Raw genomic sequence first — 24,620 nt, 5'->3', positions numbered from 1 at the left:
GGCCTTACTGTAGGAGCAAAATATGATCGAAGCACCGACTTCGGGGCTGAGGGGGCGTGCACTCATCTATCCCGTCCTGGTCATTGCCGGTTGGAGTGTCGGACGCGCATTCGCGTTGCAGTCTGAGCCAGCACCGACCGAACAAATCATTGGCCGGGTTGCACCAAAGGCACCGCATATCGCAGTACGCGACCCGAATCCCGAACTGGCTTGTCCCTTCTGGCCCGGCCTGTTGGACAATCCGATAGCCAAATCTGGTTCGGTATCGGGCAATCCGCAACCCGAGCGCGATGGCTGGACATTCTACCGCCCTGTTCGCATTGGCAAACAGGCACCGCATATGATGCGGTCGACAGAACAAGGCGCTGGTAGCGGAACTGTTCAGCCACTGCCATTCGCGCAAGTGGCTGCTGCAGTTCCAACGGTACCGACCGCTTTGACACCCGCAAATCTGCCCGCCGCGCAACGCCAACGCCGCATTCAGCTATATGGGTATAGTTTGTGGCGACAGGGCAGCGGATCCGATGCCTTTGCACCCGCCGCGCAATATGGAGGAAGTCAGGCCGGATTGATCGCAACTTGGGATCCCTTTAGCAGAGTTGAAAAAGGCGTCGCGCTGCTCGCAAGAGCGTCCGCCACCCCGGATGGGAATGAACGCGAACTCGCGCTGGGCGCACGGTGGCAGCTTAACCGCCACTGGCCGATATCAGTGTCCGCGGAGCGACGTTTCCGACTCGATGGCAAGGACAGGTTCGCTTTCTATGCTGCAGGCGGCGTCAATGATGTGGCAATTATCGGTAAGGCGAAACTCGACGCCTATGGGCAGGCTGGATATGTCAGCGGCAAGAACGGCGGCGGTTTCTTCGATGCCCATGGTCGCATGCTGCATCCGGTGGCGACGCTTGCTGGCTTGCCGCTATCTGCAGGAGCAGGCGCGTGGGCCGGAGGGCAACCGGGCGTGCGGCGACTGGACGTTGGCCCGACGATTGCCACCCGCGTCGAAACACGTTTTGCGGATTTTACCCTGCAACTCGATTGGCGACAGCGGGTTGCAGGGAATGCCAATCCAAAGGACGGATTAGCATTGACCGTGTCGACCGGTTTCTAACCCTGCTTCCGCCCACGTTCGATGACGACCATGCGGCGTGCTTCCACCTCTTCTGCGCTGACCTGACCGTTGGCGGCGCGCGAAACGCGGGCCTCGTGCTCCATCGCTTCGCCGAAGGGCAATGCGTAGCCGTCGTCGATCAATCGCTTATAGGTCTGCACCATCGCCGGATCGACGGAGGCTATATCGCGCGCCAGCGCCTTGGCATGCGTCAAAAGTTCGTTGGCCGGCACGACTGAGTTGACCAGCCCCCAGGCACAAGCGGTTTCGGCGTCGAGAAAATTGCCGCTGAACGACAATTGCTTCGCGCGTGAAATGCCAATGGTGCGCGACAGTTTCTGCGAGAGGCCCCAGCCGGGCATGATGCCAACCCGGGCGTGGGTATCGGCAAAACGGGCGTTGGTGGAGGCGATCAGGATGTCGCAGGCGATTGCTACCTCGAACCCGCCGGTGATGGCAACGCCGTTGATTGCGCCAATAACCGGCTTGCGGCAAATCTCGATCGCTTTCACCGGATTTTCATCAGCGCTTTCGGCATTGGCCGCGCCCAGATTGCTGGTATCCGCACCCAATTCCTTCAGATCGAGCCCAGCGGTAAAGGCGCGCTCACCTGCCCCGGTCAGGATGACGCAGCGGACGCTTTCATCAGCATCCACAGCCCGCATCGCCTTTGCCAATTCCGCCCGCAACGCCCGCGACAGGGCATTCATCGCTTCTGGGCGGTTGAGAGTTACGACGGCAATCCCATCTTCGACTTCTGTGGTGACCAACATTTTATCTCTCAAATACCGGGGATTTGAAACCGAACGCGGCTTCGCCAATAGGATGCTATCGGTTTGCCATCGCTGTCCAACGCCGGTTCGAATGCGGCTCGGCGCAATAATGATTTGCAAACGGCATCGTCGAACTCTTTGGGCCTTGTCGTTGCCTGAATGTGACAAGCGGTCGGCTTCCCGTCTTCGTTTACGCTTAGACGGAATTCGACGAGGGCAGGTTGACCGATTTGCAGCATGTCCATCGGATAATCGGACGAATAGATCCAGCGACCGGGATTTTGTGCGGGGACAGGCGATCGTTTCAGATTTTTGTGCTTTTCTACATCAATGCCCCAATGGGTAAGGAGTTCGTCAATGCATTTGTCCAACGATTCCATCGGCCTTTTAAGAGGCCCCGTTTCAAGGACGATAGTTTGGCGAAGGGGCTTACCTATTTCCAGATGTTGAATCGCCTCATAACGCTTAGCAGCAATCGGCTCCAATTCGATCCACTCGCCTTCCTTCTTATCCTTTATCGCCTTCAGTTCATCGTCCGAAGGAGGCGCAATTCGTGCATCCGAACTGAAAAGTAACGCCGCGTTTTTTCCTACATTGCCCTTCAAGAAAGGAAGCGGCTGTTTGGCTTCGGATGGTCCGAATTGAACCCACGCATCGGCTTTCAGCACGTCAGTACGGACAGGTTTTCCTGCTATGGTTATGCGAAAGCCTTCGTCGGGGCCAAATTTGTCGAAAAAGGCAAAGACGATATTCTCGCCTTCACCATATTGCCGCGCCAGTCGACAATAGTCGGCGCCATAATCGACGTGCCAATTCGAACTAGCTGCCAGCCTTAAAGGTTCCTTGGCATGCGCAGGCGTGCAAGCCAGTGCGGCAAAAACGGGTAAGAAAATCCAAGAAAAGCGTCTAGTTTTCATCTCACTCCTCGCTTCCAGCGCTTCAATGGTTTGTAATAAAAATTACCTGAAAGCAACGCCTTGAATCACTAGGCCACAAATGAAAAGGGCGACCAATAAGGCCGCCCCTTTTATAAAGTTTCTTTGAGAAAACTCAAAGCTTGCCGGTCAATTCCGGCACGGCGTTGAACAGGTCTGCCACAAGGCCGATATCCGCGACCTGGAAGATCGGTGCGTCTTCGTCCTTGTTGATCGCTATGATGGTTTTCGAATCCTTCATGCCCGCAAGGTGCTGGATCGCGCCGGAAATGCCGACAGCGATATAGACTTCGGGGGCGACGATCTTGCCGGTCTGGCCGACCTGATAATCGTTGGGGACATAGCCCGCATCGACCGCAGCGCGCGAAGCACCAACCGCTGCACCCAGCTTGTCCGCAAGCGGGAAGATGGTGGCTTCGAAAGTCGGTCCGTCCTTAAGTGCGCGACCACCCGAAACGATGATCTTCGCACTGGTGAGTTCGGGACGCTCGAGCTTGACGATTTCCGCGCCAACAAAGCTCGAGGTGCCAGCATCGCCGGGGCCCGAAACGGCTTCGACAGCGGCGCTGCCGCCGGCAACTTCTGCCTTGGCAAAGGCGGTGCCGCGAACGGTGATCACCTTCTTCGCATCCGACGACTGCACGGTAGCGATAGCATTACCGGCGTAGATCGGGCGGGTGAAGGTATCGGCGCTTTCAACCGAGAGGATATCGCTGATCTGCATCACGTCGAGCTGGGCAGCCACGCGAGGGGCGATGTTCTTGCCATGCGCGGTTGCGGGGAACAGCACCGCATCATGATGACCCATCAGATCGGCGACCAGCGGTGCGACATTTTCCGCAAGCTGGTTGGCATAAGCGGCGTTATCGGCGACATGCACCTTGGAAACGCCTGCAATCTTGGCAGCCGCATCGGCAACCGCACCGCAATTGTGGCCCGCAACCAGCGCATGCACTTCGCCAAGCTGCGAAGCAGCGGTCACGACGGCCAGCGTCGCATCCTTCATCGAGGCATTGTCATGTTCGACATAAACGAGCGTCTTCATCCTGCGACTCCCATTTCCTTGAGCTTGGCAACAAGCGCATCAACATCGGCAACCTTGATACCGGCGCTGCGCACCGGCGGTTCGGCAACCTTCAATGTTTTCAGACGCGGGCTGACATCGACGCCATAATCGGCGGGGGTTTTCTGCGCGAGCGGCTTCGACTTTGCCTTCATGATGTTGGGCAGCGATGCATAGCGCGGCTCGTTCAGGCGAAGATCGGTGGTGACGATTGCCGGGGTCTTCAGGCTGACGGTTTCAAGGCCGCCATCGACTTCACGGGTCACTTCGACGGCATCTCCCTTCACTTCGACCTTCGAAGCAAAGGTGCCCTGTGGACGGCCGGTGAGTGCAGCCAGCATCTGGCCAGTCTGGTTCGAATCGTCGTCGATCGCTTGCTTGCCGAGAATGACGAGGCCCGGGGCTTCTTCTTCGACAATCTTGGCAAGGATCTTGGCAACGCCCAAGGGTTCGACATCTTCGGCAACCACGAGGATCGCACGGTCTGCACCCATGGCGAGCGCGGTGCGCAGCGTTTCCTGCGCCTTGTCGGGGCCGATCGAGACCGCAACGATCTCAGCAGCCGCACCCTTTTCCTTCAGACGGATCGCTTCTTCGACAGCGATTTCATCAAAGGGGTTCATCGACATTTTGACATTCGACAGATCCACACCCGTGCCATCCGGCTTTACGCGGGGTTTCACATTATAGTCGATCACCCGTTTAACGGGGACGAGGATCTTCATGGGGTCTCTCCCTTTCCTAACCGACTCACCTTACGGGGCAGGATAGCCCCAAAAACTGGCGCCCTATGAATGACGTTTACGTTAACGTCAAGTAGGCAGTCTCTCTCTTTCAGGGGAGAGAAAGACTTGGCTAGGAAACATATTTCCTAGCCAAGTCTTGAGAGCGGGGCTCCGGCGCGAGATCAGCCCCTCTCGACTGCGACTAGGCAGCAAGCTGCCAAGTCTCGTTCCTCTCCCCCGAAGGAGAGAGGTCTTGTTTCTCAAGCCGCGCGAACCTCGGCGACAATCTTTTTCGCGGCATCGCCAAGGTCGTTCGCAGGAACGATCGGGAGGCCACTATTCGCAAGGATATCCTTGCCCTGCTGCACATTGGTGCCTTCGAGGCGGACGACGAGCGGAACCGAGAGGTTCACTTCCTTCGCCGCTGCAACGATGCCCTCGGCGATGATGTCGCACTTCATGATACCGCCAAAGATGTTGACGAGAATGCCCTTCACCGCCGGGTCTTTCAGAATGATCTTGAACGCCGCGGTGACCTTTTCCTTGTTGGCGCCGCCGCCGACGTCGAGGAAGTTGGCGGGGAATTCGCCGTTCAGCTTGATGATGTCCATCGTCGCCATGGCAAGACCGGCGCCATTGACCATGCAGCCGATATTGCCGTCGAGCTTGATGTAAGCGAGGTCATATTCGCTGGCTTCGACTTCTGCCGGGTCTTCCTCGGTCAGATCGCGCAGTTCGGCGAGATCCTTGTGGCGGAACATGGCGTTGCCATCGAAGCCGACCTTGGCGTCAAGCACCAGCAGTTCGTCGCCATTGGCACCTTCACACACAGCAAGTGGGTTGATTTCGATCTGTTCGGCATCGCAACCGAGAAATGCTGCATAGAGGCCAGCTAAAACCTTGGCAGCCTGCTTTGCCAGATCGCCTGACAGGCCCAGCGCCTTGGCAACGCTGCGGCCATGGTGCGGCTGAAGCCCTGTTGCTGGGTCAATCGTAATGGTGTGGATCTTGTCGGGCGTGTTGTGCGCGACTTCTTCAATGTCCATTCCGCCTTCGGTCGAAGCGACAACTGCAATGCGGCTGGTCGCACGATCAACGAGAAGCGCAAGATAGAATTCCTGCTTAATGTCTGCGCCATCGGTAATGTAAAGCCGGTTGACCTGCTTGCCTTCAGGTCCGGTCTGGATAGTCACGAGCGTGTTGCCGAGCATTTCCTTGGCATGTGCTTCGACTTCTTCGATGCTCTTGGCCAGACGGACACCGCCCTTCGCATCAGGACCCAGTTCTTTGAACTTGCCCTTGCCGCGGCCGCCGGCGTGGATCTGCGATTTCACGACATAAAGCGGTCCCGGCAGCTGCTTGGCAGCGGCAACGGCTTCTTCGACCGAGAGTGCCGCAATGCCCTTGGGCACGGCAACGCCGAATTTCGCCAGCAGTTCCTTGGCCTGATATTCATGGATGTTCATGGGAGATTGCGTCCTTCCGATGCCAGATTCGCCGGTCGCTTAAGCACAGCTTGACGCACAAGGGAAGTGGCCCGAACGCGCTTTTTTATCAAAGGAGCTTTAGAGCCTCGAGCTCGGCTCGCAGCGTTGGCGCATCGGTGAAATGATGGGCGGCAAATCCATTCGCCCGCGCGCCCTCCACATTGGGCAGGCTGTCGTCGACAAACAGCCCTTCTCCTTCCGCCAGACCGAAGCGGTCGAGCGCGAGCCGATAGATCGCCGGATCGGGCTTGGTCAGATTTTCCTCGCCTGAAACGACGATGTCGCTGAAGTGGGTGAAGACCGGCTGAGTGGGCCGAAATCCAGCCCAGAATTCTGCCCCAAAATTGGTAATCGCAAATAACGGCACGTCGCGGCGCGCCAGGTCTTCGACTATTTCGAAGGATCCAGCCACCGGCCCGGGGATGGTTTCATTGAAGCGTGTGGCATAAGCATTGATATGCGCGGCGTAGGCTGGAAACTGCACCTGAAGTTCGGGCACCATCTCTGCCAGTGGTCGGCCAGCATCATGCTGAAAATGCCATTCCGGCGTCACAACATTTTGCAGGAACCAATCGAGTTCGCTCTGATCCTCGATCAGTTTTTCGAACAGTGCCCGCAATTCCCACTGCACCAGCACCCGCCCGACATCAAAGACTACCGCGCGAATCGCAGTCATCTGCTTCTCCGGCACTCAAACGCAAAAAACCGCCCGCGGATTTTCCGGGGCGGTTATAGCTGGCATGCAGCGCATGCCGGACATACCGGCGAATCAGCCCTGGCGGGCTTTAAAGCGGCGGTTGGTCTTGTTGATGACATAGACGCGGCCACGACGGCGAATCACGCGGTTGTCGCGGTGGCGGCCCTTGAGGGACTTAAGAGAATTGACGATCTTCATCGGATCTACCCGTTAAAAAGTGCAAAGCTGCGTGAAATTGAAGGCGCGCCTCTATGGGGGAAGGCCATCAAAGTCAAGCGCCATTGCGGCTTTTTGGCGAAGCGTTTAGGGTTATGCCATGAACCTGTTCCGCACGCTCCCGCTCATCCTTATCCCGCTGTCGCTTTCGGCCTGCGCGATTCCGACCGGTCCTGTTGAGGTAACCCGTTTCAATCGGGTCGCTGAGGGCGTGGTCTATGGTTCAGGCAGCTTTTCGGTTACTCCCGCAGGCGACATGCGAGCAGGGGACGGCCTGACCTTGTCACCCTATTTGGCAGCGATCGAGCGCGAAATGAATCGCGTCGGCTATAGCGAAGCCCTTGTCGGCAGCGACGTCGTCGCCGAAGTTTCGGTCCAGCGTGTCGAATTTCGCGGCAATGATCGTAATCCTGTGTCTGTCGGCGTGGGCGGTTCGACCGGAAGCTACGGGTCGGGCGTAGGGGTTGGCGTAGGTGTGAACCTGAACGCGCTTGCCGACCAGCGCGGCGTCGAAACAACGCTTCGCGTTCGGATCGTACGCAGCGCGGACAACCTGATTATATGGGAAGGGAAGGCAGTCCAACGCGGCGCGGCAAATTCACCATCGGCACAACCAGGCATTGCAGCGTCGAAGCTGGCAGAGGCGCTATTCAAGGAATTTCCCGGAATTAGTGGGGAAGCGATAACCGTTCCATAGGCCGTACACTCGACAGTCGGGCATAAGGCGGCTAATCCGCCGCCCCATGACAATTCACAGCATCAACGCCGCCTTCGACAGCGGCAATATCATCACCGATTCGATCGACGGCGCAACTGCCAGGCTATCCATCCGCAAGGACAAGGATTCGGACTTCTTCCAATGGTTCCATTTCCGTGTCGTTGCCGAGGCGGGCGAAGAATTTATCCTGAAAATCACCGGCCTTGAAAGAAGCGCCTATCCCGGCGGTTGGCCCGATTACCGCGCCTGCGTTTCCGAAGACCGTGACTATTGGGCACGTGCTGAGACCAGCTATGACAAGGCTGAGGATGGCGGCACGCTGACCATCCGCTACACCAGCGTCTCGGGTCTCGCCTGGTTTGCCTATTTCGCACCCTATTCGATGGAGCGGCACCACGACCTCGTCTCGGAAACCGCCGCCTGCGAGGGAGTCGACTATCGCTGCCTCGGCACAAGCCTGGAAGGCCAGCCGATCGACTGCCTCGAAATGGGCAATGGCGACACACAGGTCTGGCTTTACGCCCGCCAGCATCCGGGCGAGAGCATGGCCGAATGGTGGATGGAAGGCGCATTGGACATGCTGACCGACCCCAGCGACCCGCACACGCGCAAATTGCTCGAAAAATGCCGCATCCATGTCGTGCCCAATTGCAACCCCGACGGCAGCTGCCGGGGCCATCTGCGCACCAACTATGTTGGCGTGAACCTCAACCGCGAATGGGCCGAGCCCAGCGCCGAACGCAGCCCCGAAGTCCTCGCCATCCGCAACGCGATGGACGCAACCGGAGTGCATTGGGCGATGGACGTGCATGGCGACGAAGCGATCCCGGCTGCCTTCATGGCAGGCTTTGAAGGCATCCCGTCCTGGACCGACGCGCAGGGTGAGCGTTATACCCGCTTCATCAACCGCCTCGCCGAACGCACCCCCGATTTCCAGACCAAGCTGGGCTATGGAATTTCCGGCCCGGGCAAGGCGAACCTTACCATGTCGACCAACCAACTCGCCGAACGCTTTGGCCCGTCTCACGGCTGTGTTTCGATGACACTCGAGATGCCGTTCAAGGACACCATCAACGCCAACGATCCGGAACAAGGCTGGTCGCCCGAACGCTGCAAGCTGCTGGCTCAGGAATGTCTCGCGACGCTGGCGGAGATGGTTTGAAACAAGCCGATGCGTATTATCGAAGACGATCTGACTGGGCCGGAAATCAGCGCATTGCTCCAGACCCATTTTACGGGGATGCTCGCCAATTCGCCCAAGGACAGTTGCCATTTTCTCGATTTCGAAGGACTAAAGGGACCGGGGGTCACCTTCTGGTCAGTGTGGGACGATGATGCGCTGATGGGCTGTGGCGCGTTGAAAGAAATCGATTCCGGCCATGGCGAAGTCAAATCGATGCGGACCCATGCGGATCAACTCCGCAAGGGCGCGGCGGCGGCGATGCTGGAGCATATTATCGCGACAGCCGAGGCGCGAGGTTATCAGCGATTGAGCCTTGAAACCGGTTCCGGCCCTGCCTTCGATGCCGCGCATAGTCTCTACCTACGCTATGGCTTTGAATATTGCGGGCCGTTTGCGGACTATAAGGAAGATCCGTTCAGCCGTTTCATGACGCTGGCGCTTTAGGCTTCTTCTCCGGCAGCACCGTCACATTGGCTTCATACCAGCGGAGCATACCGAGCATGTGCTGCGCGTTGCCCTCCCCGGTCACATCGGAGAGAATGTCGCTCAGCCTGATTGCACGCAGCAGATCGCGATACGCATTTTCGGCACGGCTAAAAGCGGCGGCGATGGCGCAAGGAGCGCGGCAATCGGCGCGCGGAACGGCGCATGGCCCCTTCTGCCGGATTTCGGTGCAGCGAAAGGCAGGCGCGCTGCCGTCGACCGCTTGTTTGATATCCCAAAGGCTGATTTCCTGCGGCGGTCTGGCCAGTGCATAGCCGCCGGTGTGGCCACGGCTGGTGCGGACGATTCCGGCCTTGCTGAGCAGCTGCATCTGCTTCGCCATATAGGGCAAGGGCACGCCATGATAATCGGCGAGCGCCGCCAGGCTGAGGCCCCTTCCCGCCCCCAACGGCGCGAGCAAGGCGCAGGCATGGACCGCCCATTCGACACCCTTGTTCATCTTCATCCGGAACCACCTGACCTATGTTTGCCGCCCCTGCTTGCGGCGGCGATTTAATTCGGATATTTAATATCCATAATGATTCGTTTTTCCAAGGAAAAAGCCCAATGACCCGCAAGCTGCACCGCATTACCGGAGGCGTGATCGCGCTCTTTCTTTTCACTCATCTTGCGGTGCACCTGTTCGCGATTGCCGGGCCGGAGGCGCATAATGCGGCGCTCAAGTCGGTGCAGTGGATCTATCGGAATCCGGTGATTGAGCCGCTGCTGATTGCCGCCCTGCTGTTTCAAATAGGCCTCGGCATCCGTCTCGCGCTGCGCCGCTGGCGTGAGCCGGGCAAGAGCGGCTGGGCCAAGCTGCAACTGGCGAGCGGATTCTACCTCGCCTACTTCATTATCGTACATAGCGGCGCGGCGCTTTTCACCCGCTATGGCGCAGGGCTAGATACCAACTTCCTCTGGGTGTCCGGCCCGTTGCTGCACGCAAAAATGCAGGGCTATTTTTATCCTTACTACGCCCTAGCCGTGCTGTCCGTCGGGGCACATCTGGGCGCGATCCTGCATTTCAATGGGAAAGAAAAAGCGGCCCGGATCGCGGCGTGGAGTGCCGTCCCGGTGGTGCTGGCCTATTGGATGAGCTTTGGCGGCTGGCTGTATCCGGTAAAAATCCACGCCGATTACCGCGAATATTATGATGGTCTGTTAGCGATTATCGGGCTGGCCTGAGGCTTGCGTCCGAGGGCGGACCGCCCTAAGCGCGCGCTGAAAGCACCACCTGCTCAAAGGACACGCCCATGCCCAAGCTCATCCTCATCCGCCACGGCCAGTCGCAATGGAATCTGGAAAACCGTTTCACCGGCTGGTGGGATGTCGATGTGACCGAAAAGGGTGCGGCCGAGGCATGGGCGGCAGGCGAGTTGATGAAGGCAAAGGGTATAGCGCCCGACACATGCTTCACTAGCGTGCAGACCCGCGCGATCAAGACGCTCAATCTCGCGCTGGAGGCGATGGGCCGCCTGTGGCTGCCCGTCACCAAGGACTGGCACCTCAACGAACGCCATTATGGCGGCCTGACCGGCCTCGACAAGGCCGAGACCGCGGCGAAGCATGGCGACGAGCAGGTGCATATCTGGCGCCGCAGTTTCGACATTCCGCCGCCGCCGCTCGACGCCGATTCGCCCTATGACCTGTCAAAAGACCCGCGCTATGCCGGCATCGCCATCCCCAATACCGAAAGCCTGAAGGATACGATCGCCCGCGTGCTACCTTATTGGGAAGGCGTGATAGCGCCCGAACTGAAAGCCGGAAAAACCGTGCTGATCTCCGCCCATGGCAACAGCTTGCGCGCACTCGTAAAGCACCTGTCGGGTATTTCGGATGCCGACATCACCGGCCTTGAAATCCCCACCGGGCAGCCGATTGTTTACGAACTGGATGATGCGCTGAACGCGACCGACCGCTATTATCTGTCAGAGCGTTAAAAACTAACGCGCGTCCTCTCCATATTTGGAGCGTTTGTCTGCATACATGGTACGGTCTGCCTCGATGAGAACCTCGCTGGCACGCGAACCGGACTCGATGAGGCAATGGCCAACCGACACGTCAATTTTCAAAGTCGGCCCGGCTGTCTTCACTGGCAGCGCTGTCAGAAGTGCGCGGACTGACTCTGCCTTTTCTGCAAGCTTTTCTGCCGAAATCGAATCGAGCAAAACGGCAAACTCGTCACCACCCATGCGCGCAACGACATCCGATTTGCGCGTCGCGGAAGACAGCGCCTCCGCAATCGCGCAAAGCACATTGTCACCAGCGACATGGCCATGCGTGTCGTTGACCTGTTTCAGCCGGTCGACATCAAGGTAGAGAAGGCCAAAAGTCCCGCCATAACGGTGCGCGCGCCAGCACCAGCGATCAAGTTCCTGCATAAGATAGCGACGGTTGAACAAGGGCGTCAGCGTGTCGATTGTTGCCAGCCGTTCCAACTCGGCCACACGGGCTTTCAGATGCAGATTTTCGCGCACAAGCGCATCGCTGCGATCGTTCGCATTGGCAGGAGAAATTTGATCGTTGCGCTTCAGCATCTTGGCCCCGGTTATATTTTGCGACCCGGATAGCCGTTGTTTTTTGCGCATACAGTGTATTTCTGAATAAATTGCAACTATTTACGTCTCTGACGCATTCTGCCTTCGGTAATTGCGCTTGCGGAAAGGCGTCGCTACAGAGCTAGTCCTCGGAACAGAAGGGCAAATCAGGGACATCAGGTGGATAGCAAAGCACCATTGGTCGGCATCATCATGGGCAGCCGTTCGGATTGGGAAACCATGCGCGAGGCATCGTCTGTGCTCGCAGCCCTCGGCGTTGCGCATGAGTGCAAGGTGGTGTCGGCGCACCGCACGCCCGACCGGCTTGTAAGCTACGCCAAAAACGCCGTTGACCGTGGGCTGAAATGCATCATCGCAGGTGCCGGCGGAGCCGCCCACCTTCCGGGCATGGTTGCATCAATGACCCGGCTTCCGGTGCTGGGGGTCCCTGTACAATCCAAGGCTCTGGACGGCATGGACAGCCTTTTGTCGATAGTGCAAATGCCGGGTGGCATTCCCGTCGGGACTCTGGCCATAGGCAAAGCAGGGGCGACCAATGCCGGATTGCTCGCTGCGGCGATGTTGGCCACCAGCGACCCGGAATTGGCTGGGCGTCTGGATGCCTGGCGCGCGGCGCAAACCGAATCAGTCAGCGAGTCCCCCGAATGACGACGCTTCCGCCGGGTTCCACGATCGGCATATTGGGCGGCGGGCAATTGGGAAAAATGCTTGCCATTGCTGCGACACAGATGGGCTATCGCTGCCATATCTATGCACCTGAAGAAAATTCGATCGCGGCCGAGGTCGCTGCCGAATTTACCTGCGCTCCTTATGACGATGTCGCGGCACTTTCGACCTTTGCCGACAGTTGCGACGTCATCACTTATGAATTCGAAAATGTCGCTGTTGCACCTTTGCGCGTCATCGAAGCTGGAACCCCGATTCGGCCCAATATCAAGGCGTTGGAAATCGCGCAGGACCGGGTTGAGGAAAAGTTCTTTGCGATCAAGCTGGGCGGGGTGACCGCACCGTTCGAGATTGTCGGTGACCGGCAAGAAGCCAATTCCGCGTTCGAGAAAGTCGGTTTTCCGGCCATCCTGAAAACCATCCGCATGGGCTATGATGGCAAAGGGCAGGCGCGTGTCAGCGAACCGGAAGGCATATCCGAAGGCTGGGCGCAAATCGGCCGTCAGCCCGCCATCGCCGAAGCGATGATAAATTTCGAAACTGAATTCTCCGTCATTCTTGCCCGCGCCAGCAACGGCGACATCCGTTTTTGGGATAGCCCGCGCAACCGGCACGACGGCGGTATATTGGCGCATTCAACGCTTCCCGCTGGCCCGCTGATCGAAGCGCAGCAGGGCGAGGCACGCAAATTCGCTGCGGCTGCCGCCGAAGAACTCGAATATGTCGGTGTGATGACGATGGAATTTTTCGCCACTGCCAACGGCCCGCTGTTCAACGAGATGGCGCCCCGGGTCCACAATAGCGGCCACTGGACGATCGAAGGCTCCGCCACCAGCCAGTTCGAAAACCATATCCGTGCCGTGTGCGACCTGCCCTTGGGCGCAACACACCTGACCGCTGACCGCGTCGAAATGGAAAATCTGATCGGGGACGATGCCAAAGACTGGAAAAGGCTGTTCGCCGACGACGATGCCAATGTACACCTCTACGGCAAAGGCGAACCCAGCCCTGGCCGCAAGATGGGGCATGTCACCCGCCTGTATCGCTGACTTGTATCGCCGATACGGATAAGGCAGAGCGGCAGGCGATGGATCATCCCGAAATCATATTGGTAGTGGCAAGGGCCGACAATGGCGTGATCGGCGCAAATGGCAACCTGCCCTGGCGCATCCCGGCTGACCTCAGGCATTTCAAGCAGGTGACCAAAAACCTGCCGATGATCATGGGGCGCAAGACCTTTGACAGCCTGCCGGGGCTGCTCGAAGGGCGACGCCATATCGTGCTGACTCGCGATCCGGAATGGGCAGAAGAAGGCGCGGAAGTCGCGCATTCGGTCGAGGACGCGCTGAAGCTCGCCAACGGCCCGCATGTCTGCGTCATCGGCGGGGCCGAAATCTATCGCCTTTTTCTTCCCAGGGCAGACCGGATCGAACTCACCGAGGTGAAGGCCAAGCCAGAAGGTGACACCGTGCTGGAGGCGTTTGATCGCAAGGACTGGCAGGAGACTTCGCGGGTATCACACCCCGCAGAGGGAAGTACGCCCGCCTTCGATTTCGTGACACTGGTGCGCAAGGAGGGGTAGCGCATGCGTAAGTTTTTCTGGGGGATTGTCGCCCTGCTCTTGATAGGCGCGGTCGGCTTATTCGGCATCGCGCCAGGCTATGTCGAAGCATCGATGAACAAGGTCGATCGCAAGCCATTGCCCAAAGTGAGCGCCGAGGCGATTGCGCTGCACAAGACGCTGACCATCGTCGACCTGCACTCCGATACGCTAATGTGGAAACGCGACGTCCTCGAACGTACCGAGCGCGGGCATATGGACCTGCCACGCCTCGTCGAAGGCAATGTCGCGCTACAGGTTTTCTCCAGTGTTTCGAAAACGCCCAAGGGGCAGAATTACGACGCCAATGGCGCGGATAGCGATAACATCACGCTGCTGGCAGTCGCGCAGATGCAGCCGGTGCGGACATGGAATTCGCTGCTCGAACGATCACTGTGGCATTCAAAGAAGCTGCATTTGGCCGAGGCCGCCAGCGATAGCGACGGCGGATTGCGGCTGGTCGATACGAGTAACAAGATCGATAGCCTGCTTGCCGCACGCAAGGGCGTCCGTTCGGTCCCGGTAGGCGGGTTGCTCTCCATCGAAGGCCTGCAAAATCTCGAGGGCAAGGCCGAAAATCTCGAAAAGCTTTACGCGGCCGGTTTCCGCATGGCGGGGATCACCCATTTCTTCGACAATGAACTCGCCGGATCGATGCATGGCATCAAGAAAGGCGGGCTGACGCAGCTGGGCCGCGAAGTCATCCGGCGCATGGAAGAAAAGGGCATGATCGTCGATATCGCCCATTGCAGCCGCCAGTGCGTCACCGAAATATTGGCAATGGCGCGCCGTCCGGTGGTTTCCAGCCATGGCGGGGTGCAGGCAACCTGCAAGGTCAACCGCAACCTGTCTGACGAGCATATCAAAGGCGTCGCCAAGACGGGCGGGATCATCGGCATTGGTTATTGGGATGGCGCCATCTGCGACACCAGCCCCAAATCGGTGGCCAAGGCGATGAAGCATGTCCGTGATCTGGTCGGCATACAGCATGTCGCGCTGGGAAGCGATTATGACGGTGCGACCACGGTACGCTTCGACACCTCGAAACTGGTGCAGGTGACGCAGGCGTTGATGGACGAAGGCTTCACGCCTGAGGAAATCCGCGCCGTGATGGGCGGCAATGCCATCCGCGTGCTGCGCGAGGGACTGAAGCCTATGGCAAAGGCACCGCCCGCCGCATGAGCATCCCCCGCCTATCCTCCCGCGATCCCATGCCCGAGGCGCTGCGCGGCGCCGTGGTCGCGTTGGGCAATTTCGATGGCTTCCACCTTGGCCATCAGGCCGTGGCGGGCGAAGCCATCCGGCAAGCCAAGGCAGCAGGCAAACCGGCGATCATCGCCACCTTCGACCCGCATCCGGTGCGTTTCTTTGCGCCGCACGTCCCCTGGTTCCGGCTGACCACGCTTGAGCAGCGCCAGCACCTGTTCGCAGAGGCGGGTGCCGACGCGATGCTGGTGTTCGATTTCGATGCCGAACTCGCCGCAACCACGGCAGAGGATTTTGTCATCAAATTGTTGGCCGAACGGCTGGGCGTTTCGGGCGTCGTGACCGGCGAGGATTTCACCTTTGGCAAGGCGCGCGGCGGCAATACCGATGTGCTGCGCGATCTGGGCGCGGCGCATGGCATCACAGCAACGACTGTGGGTCCAGTCACCGATGCGGGCGGCGTGATCTCCTCCAGCCGCATCCGCGACGCGCTTAAGGCGGGCGAATGCGACGTGGCAACGCGCCTCCTCACACGGCCCTTTGCGATTGAGGCCGTCGTCCAGCATGGCGACAAAAATGGCCGCGACCTTGGCTTCCCGACCGCCAATATGGACATGGGCCATTATCTGCGCCCGCGTTATGGCGTTTATGCGGTGCGCGGGAAGCTGCCCGATGGCCGCGTGCTCGACGGCGCCGCCAATGTCGGTATCCGCCCCCAGTTCGAGCCGCCCAAGGAATTGCTCGAGCCGCATTTCTTCGACTTTGCCGAGATGATCTATGACCAGATGATCGAAGTCGAATTCCACGCCTTTCTGCGGCCTGAAGGCAAATATGACAGCCTCGACGCGCTGATCGCGCAGATCGCAAAGGATTGCGAAGATGCGAAAGTGGCGTTGAAGGCATGAAGGTTTCCAAGCGCACCACCATCATCGTCCTTGCTCTCGTCGCACTCTTCTTCGCCTTCACGCTGTTCCATGCAAGCTGGCTGGCCGACGCACCGGAGGGTGGGCCGAAGCTGGTGGCTGACAAGGGCGTTGCGCCAGTGCTGGGATCCAATGGCTGCGTGTCTGCGGCCAATGCGGGCTATGGCGCGGTTGCCGTCGGGCCAGACCTTGCCGCGCTGCAACTGGCGGCGGGGGTAGAGGCCGATGCCGTGCATGTGCCGGTCGAGATGGCCGACGGGAAGCTGGTGCCGGTGCGCCAGTTTGCCAGCAGATGCGCCGCCGATCTGGCGCAACCGCGCCCCGACGTTGCGGCCACAGCCTACAGCCTCTCGCGCCCCGAACTGTTCTGGCAAGCCAAGGGCGCGGACACCGTAAAGGCCTTGTTGGTCAAACTTCCCGCCGGGGATCGCCGCCATATCCTGATCGGCGACGAGGCGGCGGTTGCCGCTGCAAAAGCCGAACGCCCGGCAATGCGCGCCTTCACCACCGCCAAGGCACGCCAATGCGCCGCCGACTATCGCGGCTCGCTGTTGGGCAATGTCCCCGAAAGCTGCGCCAATGGCGTGATGCTGCTGACGCTGGATGAACTGGGCTTCACCCTCTGGGGCTGGCCCAACCGCTTCCTCGACCGCATGGCCAAGGCCAATACCACCGTCATCATCGCGCAGGATGTAGTGGATGGTAAGATTAAAGGCCTCACCGAAGTCCGCCAATATGGTGAAATTGCAAGCGGCTTTAACGGCTATGTCTGGGTCGACAGGATTGAGGAGCTGGGGCCTGCCTTGCGGCGGTAAGTTCCTCTCCCAAGGAGAGAGGTGTTTCTTGGCTTTATCCTTGCCGCGTAATCCCCTAAGCACCCGCGCGATATGACCGAAAAGCAAGACTATAAAGACACCGTCTTCCTGCCGAAGACCGAATTCCCGATGAAGGCTGGCCTGCCGCAGAAGGAACCCGGCATATTGGCAAAGTGGGAAGCGGACGGGCTGTACCATAAGCTGCGCGAAGCCCGCGCGGGCCGTGAGAAGTTCATCCTCCATGATGGCCCGCCTTATGCCAATGGCGACATGCATATCGGCCATGCGCTCAACCATATCCTGAAAGACATGGTCTGCCGCACGCAGACTTTGCTCGGCAAGGATGCGCCCTATGTGCCCGGCTGGGATTGCCACGGCCTGCCCATCGAGTGGAAGGTCGAGGAGCAATATCGCAAAAAAAAGCTCAACAAGGATGAGGTTCCGGTCAAGGAATTCCGCGCCGAATGCCGCGCCTATGCCCAGCATTGGGTGAATGTGCAGCGCGAGCAGGTGAAGCGGCTCGGCATCCTCGGCAATTGGGACAAGCCCTATCTGACGATGGATTTCGACAGCGAGGCGACGATTGTTTCCGAACTGCTGAAATTTGCCGAAAGCGGTCAGCTCTATCGCGGGGCCAAGCCGGTGATGTGGTCGCCGGTCGAAAAGACCGCTTTGGCCGAGGCCGAGGTGGAATATGAGGATATCACCTCGACGCAAATCGATGTGGCTTTTGAAATCACCGAAAGTCCGATCCCCAAACTGGTCGGCGCATATGCGGTGATCTGGACGACAACGCCCTGGACGATCCCGGTCAACCAGGCGATCGCCTATGGTCCGGATATTTACTACCTCCACTTCGAGGCCAGCGATGGCCGACGTTACATCGTAGCTTTCGATTTGGTGAGTCAGTTCTTGGAGCGAGCGGGTCTCACTTTTAAGGAAGGTGAGTTCACGTCTGAAGAGTTGGCGGACTCAATCGGAAAGGTAGCAGACAAACAAGTGAAAGGCTCCGACCTAGCCGGAACCATTGCCCGCCACCCGATGCACCATCTGGGCGGTTTCTTTGCCAAGCCCCGCCCCTTCCTGCCCGGCGAATTCGTCACCACCGACAGCGGCACCGGCCTTGTCCATATGGCACCCGACCATGGCGAGGATGACTTTGACCTTTGCAAGGCGCACGGGCTGGAGCCGCAATTCGCGGTTGAGGGCGATGGCAAATATCGCGCCGACTGGGGCTGGCTCGGTGGGCAAGGCAGCGTCATCAACCCCAAATTCAACGCGCCTGATGGCCCCATTTGCACCGACCTGCGCGAGGCAGGCGGCCTGCTCGCCGCCAGTGCGGATTACCAGCACAGCTATCCGCATAGCTGGCGTTCCAAAGCCAAGGTCATCTATCGCTGCACCCCGCAATGGTTTGTGCCGATGGATCGGGGCGAGGCGACGCTGCGCCAGAAAGCCATGCAGGCCATCGCCGACACCCGCTTCGTCCCCGAAAAGGGCCGCAACCGCATCGGTTCGATGGTCGAGGGCCGCCCGGACTGGGTGCTCAGCCGCCAGCGCGCATGGGGCGTGCCGATCACGCTGTTTGTCGATCGCAAGACCGGGCAATATCTGAACGACGCGGGCGTCAACGCGCGCATTGTCGAGGCTATCAAGGCCGAAGGCGTCGACGCGTGGGAAGCCACGCGCGCGCAGGAATATCTGGGCAGCGACTATAAGGCCGAGGATTATGAGCAGGTGTTCGACATCCTCGACGTCTGGTTCGATTCGGGCTGCACCCATGTCTTCACGCTCGAAAGCGGCAAATGGCCGGAACTGAGCTGGCCCGCCGACCTCTATCTGGAAGGCAGCGACCAGCATCGCGGCTGGTTCCAGTCGTCACTCCTGCAAAGCTGCGGCACGCGCGGCCGCGCGCCATACAACGCCGTCCTCACCCATGGCTTCACCATGGATGCCAAGGGCCTCAAAATGTCGAAGTCGGTGGGCAACACCGTCGACCCGCTGAAGGTGATGGAAACCAACGGCGCCGACATTATCCGGCTGTGGGCGCTGTCGGTCGATTTCACCGAAGATCACCGCATCGGCGATGAAATCCTCAAAGGCGTGGCCGACCAGTATCGCAAGCTGCGCAACACCTTCCGCTACCTGCTCGGCGCGCTGGATGGGTTCAGCGAGGAAGAGCGGGTTGCCGATGTGGCAGAGATGCCGGAACTGGAGCGTTATGTGCTCCACCTGCTCGCGGATATGGACGCAAAGCTGAAAGTCGCAGTCAATGATTTCGACTTCAACACTTATGTCCGCTTGCTATCGGATTTCGCGAACAACGACCTTTCGGCATTCTTCTTCGATATCCGCAAGGACTGCCTCTATTGCGACGCGCCGGAGAGCCTGAAACGCCGCAGCTATCGCACCGTGCTCGATATCTTGTTCCATGCAATGGTCCGCTATGCCGCGCCGGTGCTGGTGTTCACGGCGGAGGAAGTCTGGGCCTCGCGCTATCCGGATGCCGACAGCGTGCATTTGCTGGAATGGCCGGAACTGCCGACTTTCGATCATGACTCAAATGTCCTCGTTCGCGGCAATGAACTTCGCGAATTGCGCGCCAAGGTTACAGAAGCCATTGAACCACATCGTCGCGATAAAATTGTCCGTTCCAGCCTTGAGGCTGAAGTGACGATGAGCGATCTCGAACCGATGCTGCGTGATCTGAATACTGAAACACTTGCCGAAACCTTCATTTCGGGTTCAGTGCATCTTGTTCCCGGCCATGAAGGCATCACAATTGAGCCAACCACCCACCACAAATGCGGCCGTTGCTGGCGGCATTTGCCCGAAGTCTCCGAAGACGGCGCATTGTGCGGGCGTTGCGACGAGGTGCTGAATGGCTGATCCCACCTTCAAATTTCGTCACCCTGAACTTGTTTCAGGGTCCATTTCGCCTCGCTACTCTTCGGTCTATGCGGAGAGATGGATGCTGAAACAAGTTCAGCATGACGAGCATAGGGGTTAAGGGCCTTGCTATGACTACGGCTAACCCCAAATTCCGCCTGCAGGGCCTGATGCTCGCCAGCTTCCTGTTTATTGCCGATCAGGCGGTGAAGTTCATCATGATCGGGCCGCTGGCGCTGCAAAGCCGCAGGCAGATCCATATCGTCTCTTTCTTCGACCTGACCTGGGCCGAAAATCGCGGCGTATCGATGGGCTTTCTGGAGGCAGGGAGCGAGCTGGAACGCTGGCTGCTCGTCGGCCTCACCGCGGTGATCGCGGGGGTGGTCGCCATCTGGATGTGGCGCGAAAAATTGCGCGGCGATGTCCTCGCGCTGGCGATGGTCTTAGGCGGGGCGCTGGGCAATATCGTTGATCGCGTGCGCTATGGCTATGTTGTCGACTATGCCGACCTGCATTTCGGCAGCTTCCGCCCTTTCTGGATTTTCAACCTCGCCGATGCCTGCATCACCATCGGCGTGCTGATATTGCTTGCCCGCGCGTTCCTGATACGCGAAAGGGATGACGTTCATCCCGCGTCAAGCGGGAACGGGATAGCGGAGTGACCATGACGCGGAAATTCATCATTACATCGGCCAGCCTGTTGGCGTTTTCAGCGCTTTCGGCCTGCGGTTCTACCAGCGTGTTCGACCGCGAACGTCCTGACGAATTTGCCGTCGGCCGTGCTGCTCCCCTGGCCGTTCCTGCCGATCTGTCGACGCTGCCCACGCCGCAGCCGGGTGCAGGCCGCCCGCAGGAAGGCGATAGCAAGCAGGCGATGCTCGACGCCATGTTCGGCGCCCCCAAACAGTAAGGACCGAATAGGCCATGAAGAAAAATCTCGTCCTTGCCGCCAGCGCTTCTGCGATGCTGTTCGCGCTTTCAGGCTGCCAGTCGGTCGGCGGTGCCTATCAGGCGCTCTATGATTGGGACATTCGCGGCGAAGATGCCACAAAAGGCCCGGCAACCAGCCGCGTCGCGCCGCTGGTCGTGCCGCCCGATTATCCTTTGGTGCCTTCGCAAGTCGGCGTCCCCCGTGCACAGGATGGCAACACGCCCGAACAGGTGCTCGAAGCCATGTTCGGCGGCGATGCCTCTCGTTCAGCCGGTGAACGCGCGGTTGTGGCGGCAGCAGGCACCGGCGAGATGGGTATTCGCTCGACCGTGGGCGACCCCGAAACAACAACGGTGAACAAGGGCGCCGTCACCCGCGACATCATCGCCGCCCCCGAAGGTGACGGACAAAGCGCGCAGGCGGCTGTTCCGCAATAACTCGCGCAGTCAGGGTTTCACTGAAAACTGCAAACGATAAGGGCTGGCCGGTTGGGCGTCGGCCTTGCTGCGGAAATTCATATAGGGCGTGCGATTGAACCATACCTCGTGCCGCTTTCCGGCGCGCGCGATACAATTGAGTGAATAGCTTTTTCCATCTGCCGATTGTGCCGGTTTTCCGCTGCATTCGGGATAGGTCGCCCGGTCAACCTGCACGAAACTGAAACTGTCCGGGGCCATTGGCCGATCGAATCGGACGGTCAGCTTGTACGGACCCGGTTTGATCTGTGATCCATTGGCAGGATAAGTTGAAACAACGGTTGCCGCGGAGCCAGTCGGAGCTGCGCTGTTCATCGAAAAGAGAAAAGCCGCGCTGGCGAGCAGAGTTGCTGAAACGATCATGACGAGAGTCCCTTTGTTGACGCCTGTACGCGCAAGCGTTTGACCCACTTGCGCATTCACATCAGTCACCGCTTCGGCTGGATTGGGGTATCCAAAATCCTTGTCCCCAAAATTTTTGGGAATGTCTGCTTCGGCTAGGGCCAGTAAACGCGCGGCTTCGCGGCTGCTGCTGACGCCGAGTTTGCGCCGAGCATCGCGCAAACGCTCATTCACCACATGGGTCGATAAATCGAGGTGTCGCGCAATGCTTTTCGCGTCATGCCCAACCAGCAGAAGCCGCAACACGTCCTTTTCACGCTCGAGCAAAGCCGAAACGTCGTGCGTCATGCGCTCAAGCCCTGACCCCAGCTTCCTCCACGCCTGCGCTGTTGTGGCGCAAAGCTTTCAGCACTGTGTCGACGATCTGCGGTGCGTTGAGGCCTGCTTCGTCATATTGCTTTTGCGGATTGTCATGTTCCTGGAACTTGTCCGGTAACCGCATCGTACGGATTTTGAGACCCGCATCGGTGAGGCCCAAGTCACTCGCCAGCGTCAGCACATGCGCACCGAGTCCACCGATCGAGGCTTCCTCCACCGTTACCACCACCTCATGCGTCGCCATCAAACGGCGGATCAGTTCTTCATCGAGCGGCTTGACGAAGCGCAAGTCAGCGACCGTGGTCGATAGCCCCTTGGCGTCGAGCGTATCAGCCGCCTTCAAGGCCTCTGCCAGACGCGTGCCCAGCGACAGAATTGCGACGGACTTGCCTTCACGTACCACCCGGCCCTTGCCGATTTCGAGCCGCTTCGGCACTTCGGGCAGCGCCACGCCGGTGCCATTGCCACGCGGGTAGCGGAAGGCGATCGGGCCACTGTCATGGAGTGCAGCGGTATAGGTCATATGCGCCAGTTCCGCTTCGTCGGCAGCAGCCATCACCACCATATTGGGCAGAGTCGCCAGATAGGTGACATCGAACGAGCCGGCATGGGTGCTGCCATCCGCGCCGACCAATCCGGCGCGGTCGATTGCAAAGCGCACCGGCAGGTTCTGGATGCAAACATCGTGCACCACCTGATCATAGGCGCGCTGCAGGAAGGTCGAATAGATGGCGCAGAAGGGGCGCATCCCCTGCGCAGCCAATCCCGCAGCAAAGGTCACCGCATGCTGTTCGGCAATGCCAACGTCGAAGGAACGGGTCGGGTGTGCCTGCGCGAATTTGTCGACGCCTGTACCGCTGGGCATCGCAGCGGTGATTGCCACAATGCGGTCGTCGGTCTCGGCCAGCTTGGCGAGCGTTTCCCCGAAGACATTCTGATAAGCAGGCGGGCCGCCGCCTGGGCCCTTGTCCTGTTTGCCGGTGACGACGTCGAACTTGACGACGCCATGATATTTGTCCGGCGCCGCCTCGGCTGGGGCATAGCCATGGCCTTTTTTGGTGACGACATGGATCAGGCACGGCCCCTCTGCCGCATCGCGGACATTTTCAAGGACGGGAATCAGATGGTCGAGATTGTGCCCGTCGATCGGGCCGACATAGTAAAAGCCTAGTTCCTCGAACAAGGTGCCGCCCATCGCCATACCGCGCGCAAACTCGTCGGTCTTGCGGGCGGCGATGTGCAGCGGCTCGGGCAATTTGCGCGAGATGCGCTTGGCGACTTCGCGCAACGACAGGAAGGGCCGCGACGAAACCAGCCGCGCCAGATAGGCTGAAAGCCCGCCCACCGGCGGCGCGATCGACATGTCATTATCGTTCAGGATGACGACCAAGCGATTGCCCGCTGCCTGCGCGTTGTTCATCGCCTCATAGGCCATGCCCGCCGACATCGAACCATCGCCGATCACCGCAATCGCCTTGCCAGGTTTGTCGTTCAGCTTGTTGGCAATGGCGAAACCGAGCGCGGCCGAAATAGAGGTCGAGCTGTGCGCTGCGCCGAACGGATCATATTCGCTCTCGGTTCGCTTGGTAAAGCCTGACAGCCCACCGCCAGTGCGCAATGTGCGGATACGATCGCGACGTCCGGTCAGGATCTTGTGCGGATAGCATTGGTGACCGACATCCCAGACCAGCCGGTCTTCGGGGGTGTTGAACACATAATGGATCGCGGTGGTCAGCTCGACCACACCCAGCCCGGCACCCAGATGCCCGCCGGTCACCGAAACGGCACTGATTGTTTCAGAGCGCAGTTCATCAGCAAATTGGCGAAGTTGGGAAGGTTCCAGCTTTCGGAGATCTGCGGGAATCTTGACCTTGTCGAGCAAGGGCGTGACGGGTGTATCAGTCATGCAAGGCAGCTTTAACGATGTTTGGAGGATGTGTCGAACGGGTTATTTGCCCGTAGCACTTATCTAATCGCAGTCCGCACAGGTGCCGCGCACCTCGACAACGGGGCGAACCGCATGGAACCCGGCGGCCTCGGCAGCCTTGCGGACATTGCCGGTCAGGCTGTCATCATCGATATGCGTCGCGCTGCCGCAGGTGTCGCAAATCAGGAAGATGCAATCGTGCAGGCACCCCGGATGCGCATTGGCGAGATAGGCGTTGGCGCTTTCCACCCGGCTCGCGAGGTTGTTCGATACAAACAGGTCAAGGATGCGATAGACGCTGTTCGGTGCCACCCGCTTGCCGCGTTTTTGCGAGACGAGGTCGGCTATGTCGTAGGCGGAGGCGGGCTTGTCGAAGGTTGCCAGCACCGCAAAGATATCTGCGCGCATATCTGTCCACTGCTCGCCAGCCGCCGTCAGCGCTTTTTGCGCAGCATCGGCCAGATCGTGCCCATGATGTTCGTGATGATGATGTGCGTGCGTCGCCATTTTTCGAATTTAGG

Annotated in this window: 28 protein-coding genes; 16 read left to right on the top strand and 12 right to left on the bottom strand. The window is 59.2% G+C overall.

Annotated elements, in window-relative coordinates; genetic code table 11:
* The first annotated feature begins 22 nt into the window (after window positions 1–22).
* A complete protein-coding gene (locus tag DXH95_RS12520; protein ID WP_115549860.1) occupies window positions 23–1,108 on the top strand; it encodes a hypothetical protein in 1,086 nt (361 codons plus the stop codon).
* Here the strand turns inward: DXH95_RS12520 and DXH95_RS12515 are convergent.
* From DXH95_RS12515 to ykgO, 7 genes are all read right to left on the bottom strand, one after another.
* Window positions 1,105–1,881 (bottom strand): enoyl-CoA hydratase, encoded by a 777-nt coding sequence (locus tag DXH95_RS12515; RefSeq protein ID WP_115549859.1) that lies wholly within the window; start codon window positions 1,879–1,881, stop codon window positions 1,105–1,107. The two genes, DXH95_RS12520 and DXH95_RS12515, sit on opposite strands and share 4 nt — an antisense overlap.
* A gap of 8 nt (window positions 1,882–1,889) precedes the next feature.
* Window positions 1,890–2,549, bottom strand: a complete 660-nt coding sequence (locus DXH95_RS12510; protein WP_181883672.1) for an energy transducer TonB — start codon at window positions 2,547–2,549, stop codon at window positions 1,890–1,892.
* 382 nt (window positions 2,550–2,931) lie between these two features.
* On the bottom strand, window positions 2,932–3,861 hold the full coding sequence (locus DXH95_RS12505; RefSeq protein WP_115549857.1) for an electron transfer flavoprotein subunit alpha/FixB family protein: 930 nt from the start codon (window positions 3,859–3,861) through the stop codon (window positions 2,932–2,934).
* Entirely contained in the window at window positions 3,858–4,604 is a 747-nt protein-coding gene (locus tag DXH95_RS12500; RefSeq protein ID WP_115549856.1) for an electron transfer flavoprotein subunit beta/FixA family protein, read from the bottom strand. The genes DXH95_RS12505 and DXH95_RS12500 overlap by 4 nt, the downstream gene beginning before the upstream one ends.
* Before the next feature lie 260 nt (window positions 4,605–4,864).
* Window positions 4,865–6,070, bottom strand: a complete 1,206-nt coding sequence (sucC, locus tag DXH95_RS12495; RefSeq protein ID WP_115549855.1) for an ADP-forming succinate--CoA ligase subunit beta — start codon at window positions 6,068–6,070, stop codon at window positions 4,865–4,867.
* Window positions 6,071–6,158: 88 nt separating this feature from the next.
* Complete coding sequence (locus DXH95_RS12490; protein ID WP_115549854.1) at window positions 6,159–6,767, bottom strand: HAD family hydrolase; 609 nt, start codon at window positions 6,765–6,767, stop codon at window positions 6,159–6,161.
* Window positions 6,768–6,860: 93 nt separating this feature from the next.
* The gene (gene ykgO / locus DXH95_RS12485; RefSeq protein ID WP_033920696.1) at window positions 6,861–6,986 is read right to left on the bottom strand and encodes a type B 50S ribosomal protein L36; all 126 of its coding nucleotides are present in this window, start codon (window positions 6,984–6,986) and stop codon (window positions 6,861–6,863) included.
* A 118-nt stretch (window positions 6,987–7,104) separates the two neighbouring features.
* Here ykgO and DXH95_RS12480 point away from each other — a divergent pair, with 118 nt between their 5' ends.
* From DXH95_RS12480 to DXH95_RS12470, 3 genes are read left to right on the top strand one after another with little or no spacing between them, the layout of a single operon-like run.
* The gene (locus tag DXH95_RS12480) at window positions 7,105–7,701 is read left to right on the top strand and encodes a DUF4136 domain-containing protein (RefSeq protein WP_115549853.1); all 597 of its coding nucleotides are present in this window, start codon (window positions 7,105–7,107) and stop codon (window positions 7,699–7,701) included.
* A 46-nt stretch (window positions 7,702–7,747) separates the two neighbouring features.
* Window positions 7,748–8,884, top strand: a complete 1,137-nt coding sequence (locus DXH95_RS12475) for a M14 family metallopeptidase (protein WP_115549852.1) — start codon at window positions 7,748–7,750, stop codon at window positions 8,882–8,884.
* A 9-nt stretch (window positions 8,885–8,893) separates the two neighbouring features.
* Window positions 8,894–9,349, top strand: a complete 456-nt coding sequence (locus DXH95_RS12470) for a GNAT family N-acetyltransferase (RefSeq protein WP_115549851.1) — start codon at window positions 8,894–8,896, stop codon at window positions 9,347–9,349.
* Here DXH95_RS12470 and DXH95_RS12465 read toward each other — a convergent pair.
* On the bottom strand, window positions 9,330–9,854 hold the full coding sequence (locus DXH95_RS12465; protein ID WP_239016640.1) for an RrF2 family transcriptional regulator: 525 nt from the start codon (window positions 9,852–9,854) through the stop codon (window positions 9,330–9,332). The genes DXH95_RS12470 and DXH95_RS12465 overlap by 20 nt on opposite strands.
* 101 nt (window positions 9,855–9,955) lie before the next feature.
* Between DXH95_RS12465 and DXH95_RS12460 the strand changes: the two genes are divergently transcribed.
* Together DXH95_RS12460 and gpmA are read left to right on the top strand one after the other, a co-directional pair.
* Window positions 9,956–10,573 (top strand): succinate dehydrogenase/fumarate reductase transmembrane subunit, encoded by a 618-nt coding sequence (locus tag DXH95_RS12460; RefSeq protein WP_115549850.1) that lies wholly within the window; start codon window positions 9,956–9,958, stop codon window positions 10,571–10,573.
* 68 nt (window positions 10,574–10,641) lie between these two features.
* Window positions 10,642–11,328 (top strand): 2,3-diphosphoglycerate-dependent phosphoglycerate mutase, encoded by a 687-nt coding sequence (gene gpmA / locus DXH95_RS12455; RefSeq protein ID WP_115549849.1) that lies wholly within the window; start codon window positions 10,642–10,644, stop codon window positions 11,326–11,328.
* Window positions 11,329–11,331: 3 nt separating this feature from the next.
* Here gpmA and DXH95_RS12450 read toward each other — a convergent pair whose 3' ends face one another.
* On the bottom strand, window positions 11,332–11,925 hold the full coding sequence (locus DXH95_RS12450) for a GGDEF domain-containing protein (protein WP_181883671.1): 594 nt from the start codon (window positions 11,923–11,925) through the stop codon (window positions 11,332–11,334).
* 213 nt (window positions 11,926–12,138) lie between these two features.
* Between DXH95_RS12450 and purE the strand changes: the two genes are divergently transcribed.
* From purE to DXH95_RS12400, 10 genes are all read left to right on the top strand, one after another.
* Complete coding sequence (gene purE, locus DXH95_RS12445) at window positions 12,139–12,594, top strand: 5-(carboxyamino)imidazole ribonucleotide mutase (protein WP_115550176.1); 456 nt, start codon at window positions 12,139–12,141, stop codon at window positions 12,592–12,594.
* Window positions 12,591–13,661 (top strand): 5-(carboxyamino)imidazole ribonucleotide synthase, encoded by a 1,071-nt coding sequence (locus tag DXH95_RS12440; protein ID WP_115549847.1) that lies wholly within the window; start codon window positions 12,591–12,593, stop codon window positions 13,659–13,661. The genes purE and DXH95_RS12440 overlap by 4 nt, the downstream gene beginning before the upstream one ends.
* A gap of 38 nt (window positions 13,662–13,699) precedes the next feature.
* Window positions 13,700–14,194, top strand: a complete 495-nt coding sequence (locus tag DXH95_RS12435; protein ID WP_115549846.1) for a dihydrofolate reductase — start codon at window positions 13,700–13,702, stop codon at window positions 14,192–14,194.
* 3 nt (window positions 14,195–14,197) lie between these two features.
* Window positions 14,198–15,394 (top strand): dipeptidase, encoded by a 1,197-nt coding sequence (locus DXH95_RS12430; protein WP_115549845.1) that lies wholly within the window; start codon window positions 14,198–14,200, stop codon window positions 15,392–15,394.
* A gap of 2 nt (window positions 15,395–15,396) precedes the next feature.
* A complete protein-coding gene (locus DXH95_RS12425; protein ID WP_115550175.1) occupies window positions 15,397–16,323 on the top strand; it encodes a bifunctional riboflavin kinase/FAD synthetase in 927 nt (308 codons plus the stop codon).
* On the top strand, window positions 16,320–17,156 hold the full coding sequence (locus DXH95_RS12420) for a PI-PLC domain-containing protein (protein ID WP_115549844.1): 837 nt from the start codon (window positions 16,320–16,322) through the stop codon (window positions 17,154–17,156). Before DXH95_RS12425 ends, DXH95_RS12420 begins: the two co-directional genes overlap by 4 nt.
* A 72-nt stretch (window positions 17,157–17,228) precedes the next feature.
* Window positions 17,229–20,045 (top strand): isoleucine--tRNA ligase, encoded by a 2,817-nt coding sequence (gene ileS, locus DXH95_RS12415; protein ID WP_115549843.1) that lies wholly within the window; start codon window positions 17,229–17,231, stop codon window positions 20,043–20,045.
* A gap of 131 nt (window positions 20,046–20,176) precedes the next feature.
* Complete coding sequence (gene lspA, locus DXH95_RS12410; RefSeq protein WP_115549842.1) at window positions 20,177–20,707, top strand: signal peptidase II; 531 nt, start codon at window positions 20,177–20,179, stop codon at window positions 20,705–20,707.
* 2 nt (window positions 20,708–20,709) lie between these two features.
* The gene (locus DXH95_RS12405) at window positions 20,710–20,955 is read left to right on the top strand and encodes a DUF3035 domain-containing protein (RefSeq protein ID WP_115549841.1); all 246 of its coding nucleotides are present in this window, start codon (window positions 20,710–20,712) and stop codon (window positions 20,953–20,955) included.
* A gap of 14 nt (window positions 20,956–20,969) precedes the next feature.
* Window positions 20,970–21,413, top strand: coding sequence for a DUF3035 domain-containing protein (locus DXH95_RS12400; RefSeq protein WP_115549840.1), 444 nt, complete (start codon window positions 20,970–20,972; stop codon window positions 21,411–21,413).
* 9 nt (window positions 21,414–21,422) lie between these two features.
* Here the strand turns inward: DXH95_RS12400 and DXH95_RS12395 are convergent, their stop codons facing one another.
* The 3 genes from DXH95_RS12395 to DXH95_RS12385 form a co-directional block, all read right to left on the bottom strand.
* Window positions 21,423–22,142, bottom strand: coding sequence for a helix-turn-helix transcriptional regulator (locus DXH95_RS12395; protein WP_115549839.1), 720 nt, complete (start codon window positions 22,140–22,142; stop codon window positions 21,423–21,425).
* A 4-nt stretch (window positions 22,143–22,146) separates the two neighbouring features.
* Window positions 22,147–24,078 carry a 1-deoxy-D-xylulose-5-phosphate synthase gene (gene dxs / locus DXH95_RS12390; RefSeq protein WP_115549838.1) on the bottom strand — a complete coding sequence of 644 codons (1,932 nt, stop codon included), beginning with the start codon at window positions 24,076–24,078 and terminating at the stop codon, window positions 22,147–22,149.
* A 63-nt stretch (window positions 24,079–24,141) separates the two neighbouring features.
* Window positions 24,142–24,606, bottom strand: a complete 465-nt coding sequence (locus DXH95_RS12385; protein WP_115549837.1) for a Fur family transcriptional regulator — start codon at window positions 24,604–24,606, stop codon at window positions 24,142–24,144.
* Between the last annotated feature and the right edge of the window lie 14 nt (window positions 24,607–24,620).

Origin of the sequence: Sphingorhabdus pulchriflava (genome assembly GCF_003367235.1) — a bacterium.
Classification (GTDB): Bacteria; Pseudomonadota; Alphaproteobacteria; order Sphingomonadales; family Sphingomonadaceae; genus Sphingorhabdus_B; species Sphingorhabdus_B pulchriflava.
The sequence above is the reverse complement of the archived record's forward strand: the minus strand, read 5'-3'. Positions and strand labels throughout refer to the sequence as shown.

Coding starts and splice junctions, on each gene's coding strand:
- DXH95_RS12515 (WP_115549859.1), bottom strand. CDS start 1,881: ATGTTGGTCACCACAGAAGTCGAAGATGGGATTGCCGTCGTAACTCTC.
- DXH95_RS12395 (WP_115549839.1), bottom strand. CDS start 22,142: ATGACGCACGACGTTTCGGCTTTGCTCGAGCGTGAAAAGGACGTGTTG.
- gpmA (WP_115549849.1), top strand. CDS start 10,642: ATGCCCAAGCTCATCCTCATCCGCCACGGCCAGTCGCAATGGAATCTG.
- sucC (WP_115549855.1), bottom strand. CDS start 6,070: ATGAACATCCATGAATATCAGGCCAAGGAACTGCTGGCGAAATTCGGC.
- DXH95_RS12450 (WP_181883671.1), bottom strand. CDS start 11,925: ATGCTGAAGCGCAACGATCAAATTTCTCCTGCCAATGCGAACGATCGC.
- DXH95_RS12420 (WP_115549844.1), top strand. CDS start 16,320: ATGAAGGTTTCCAAGCGCACCACCATCATCGTCCTTGCTCTCGTCGCA.
- DXH95_RS12460 (WP_115549850.1), top strand. CDS start 9,956: ATGACCCGCAAGCTGCACCGCATTACCGGAGGCGTGATCGCGCTCTTT.
- dxs (WP_115549838.1), bottom strand. CDS start 24,078: ATGACTGATACACCCGTCACGCCCTTGCTCGACAAGGTCAAGATTCCC.
- ileS (WP_115549843.1), top strand. CDS start 17,229: ATGACCGAAAAGCAAGACTATAAAGACACCGTCTTCCTGCCGAAGACC.
- DXH95_RS12430 (WP_115549845.1), top strand. CDS start 14,198: ATGCGTAAGTTTTTCTGGGGGATTGTCGCCCTGCTCTTGATAGGCGCG.
- DXH95_RS12520 (WP_115549860.1), top strand. CDS start 23: ATGATCGAAGCACCGACTTCGGGGCTGAGGGGGCGTGCACTCATCTAT.
- DXH95_RS12480 (WP_115549853.1), top strand. CDS start 7,105: ATGAACCTGTTCCGCACGCTCCCGCTCATCCTTATCCCGCTGTCGCTT.
- purE (WP_115550176.1), top strand. CDS start 12,139: ATGGGCAGCCGTTCGGATTGGGAAACCATGCGCGAGGCATCGTCTGTG.
- DXH95_RS12435 (WP_115549846.1), top strand. CDS start 13,700: ATGGATCATCCCGAAATCATATTGGTAGTGGCAAGGGCCGACAATGGC.
- DXH95_RS12465 (WP_239016640.1), bottom strand. CDS start 9,854: ATGAAGATGAACAAGGGTGTCGAATGGGCGGTCCATGCCTGCGCCTTG.
- DXH95_RS12470 (WP_115549851.1), top strand. CDS start 8,894: ATGCGTATTATCGAAGACGATCTGACTGGGCCGGAAATCAGCGCATTG.
- DXH95_RS12385 (WP_115549837.1), bottom strand. CDS start 24,606: ATGGCGACGCACGCACATCATCATCACGAACATCATGGGCACGATCTG.
- ykgO (WP_033920696.1), bottom strand. CDS start 6,986: ATGAAGATCGTCAATTCTCTTAAGTCCCTCAAGGGCCGCCACCGCGAC.
- lspA (WP_115549842.1), top strand. CDS start 20,177: ATGACTACGGCTAACCCCAAATTCCGCCTGCAGGGCCTGATGCTCGCC.
- DXH95_RS12440 (WP_115549847.1), top strand. CDS start 12,591: ATGACGACGCTTCCGCCGGGTTCCACGATCGGCATATTGGGCGGCGGG.
- DXH95_RS12475 (WP_115549852.1), top strand. CDS start 7,748: ATGACAATTCACAGCATCAACGCCGCCTTCGACAGCGGCAATATCATC.
- DXH95_RS12500 (WP_115549856.1), bottom strand. CDS start 4,604: ATGAAGATCCTCGTCCCCGTTAAACGGGTGATCGACTATAATGTGAAA.
- DXH95_RS12490 (WP_115549854.1), bottom strand. CDS start 6,767: ATGACTGCGATTCGCGCGGTAGTCTTTGATGTCGGGCGGGTGCTGGTG.
- DXH95_RS12505 (WP_115549857.1), bottom strand. CDS start 3,861: ATGAAGACGCTCGTTTATGTCGAACATGACAATGCCTCGATGAAGGAT.
- DXH95_RS12405 (WP_115549841.1), top strand. CDS start 20,710: ATGACGCGGAAATTCATCATTACATCGGCCAGCCTGTTGGCGTTTTCA.
- DXH95_RS12400 (WP_115549840.1), top strand. CDS start 20,970: ATGAAGAAAAATCTCGTCCTTGCCGCCAGCGCTTCTGCGATGCTGTTC.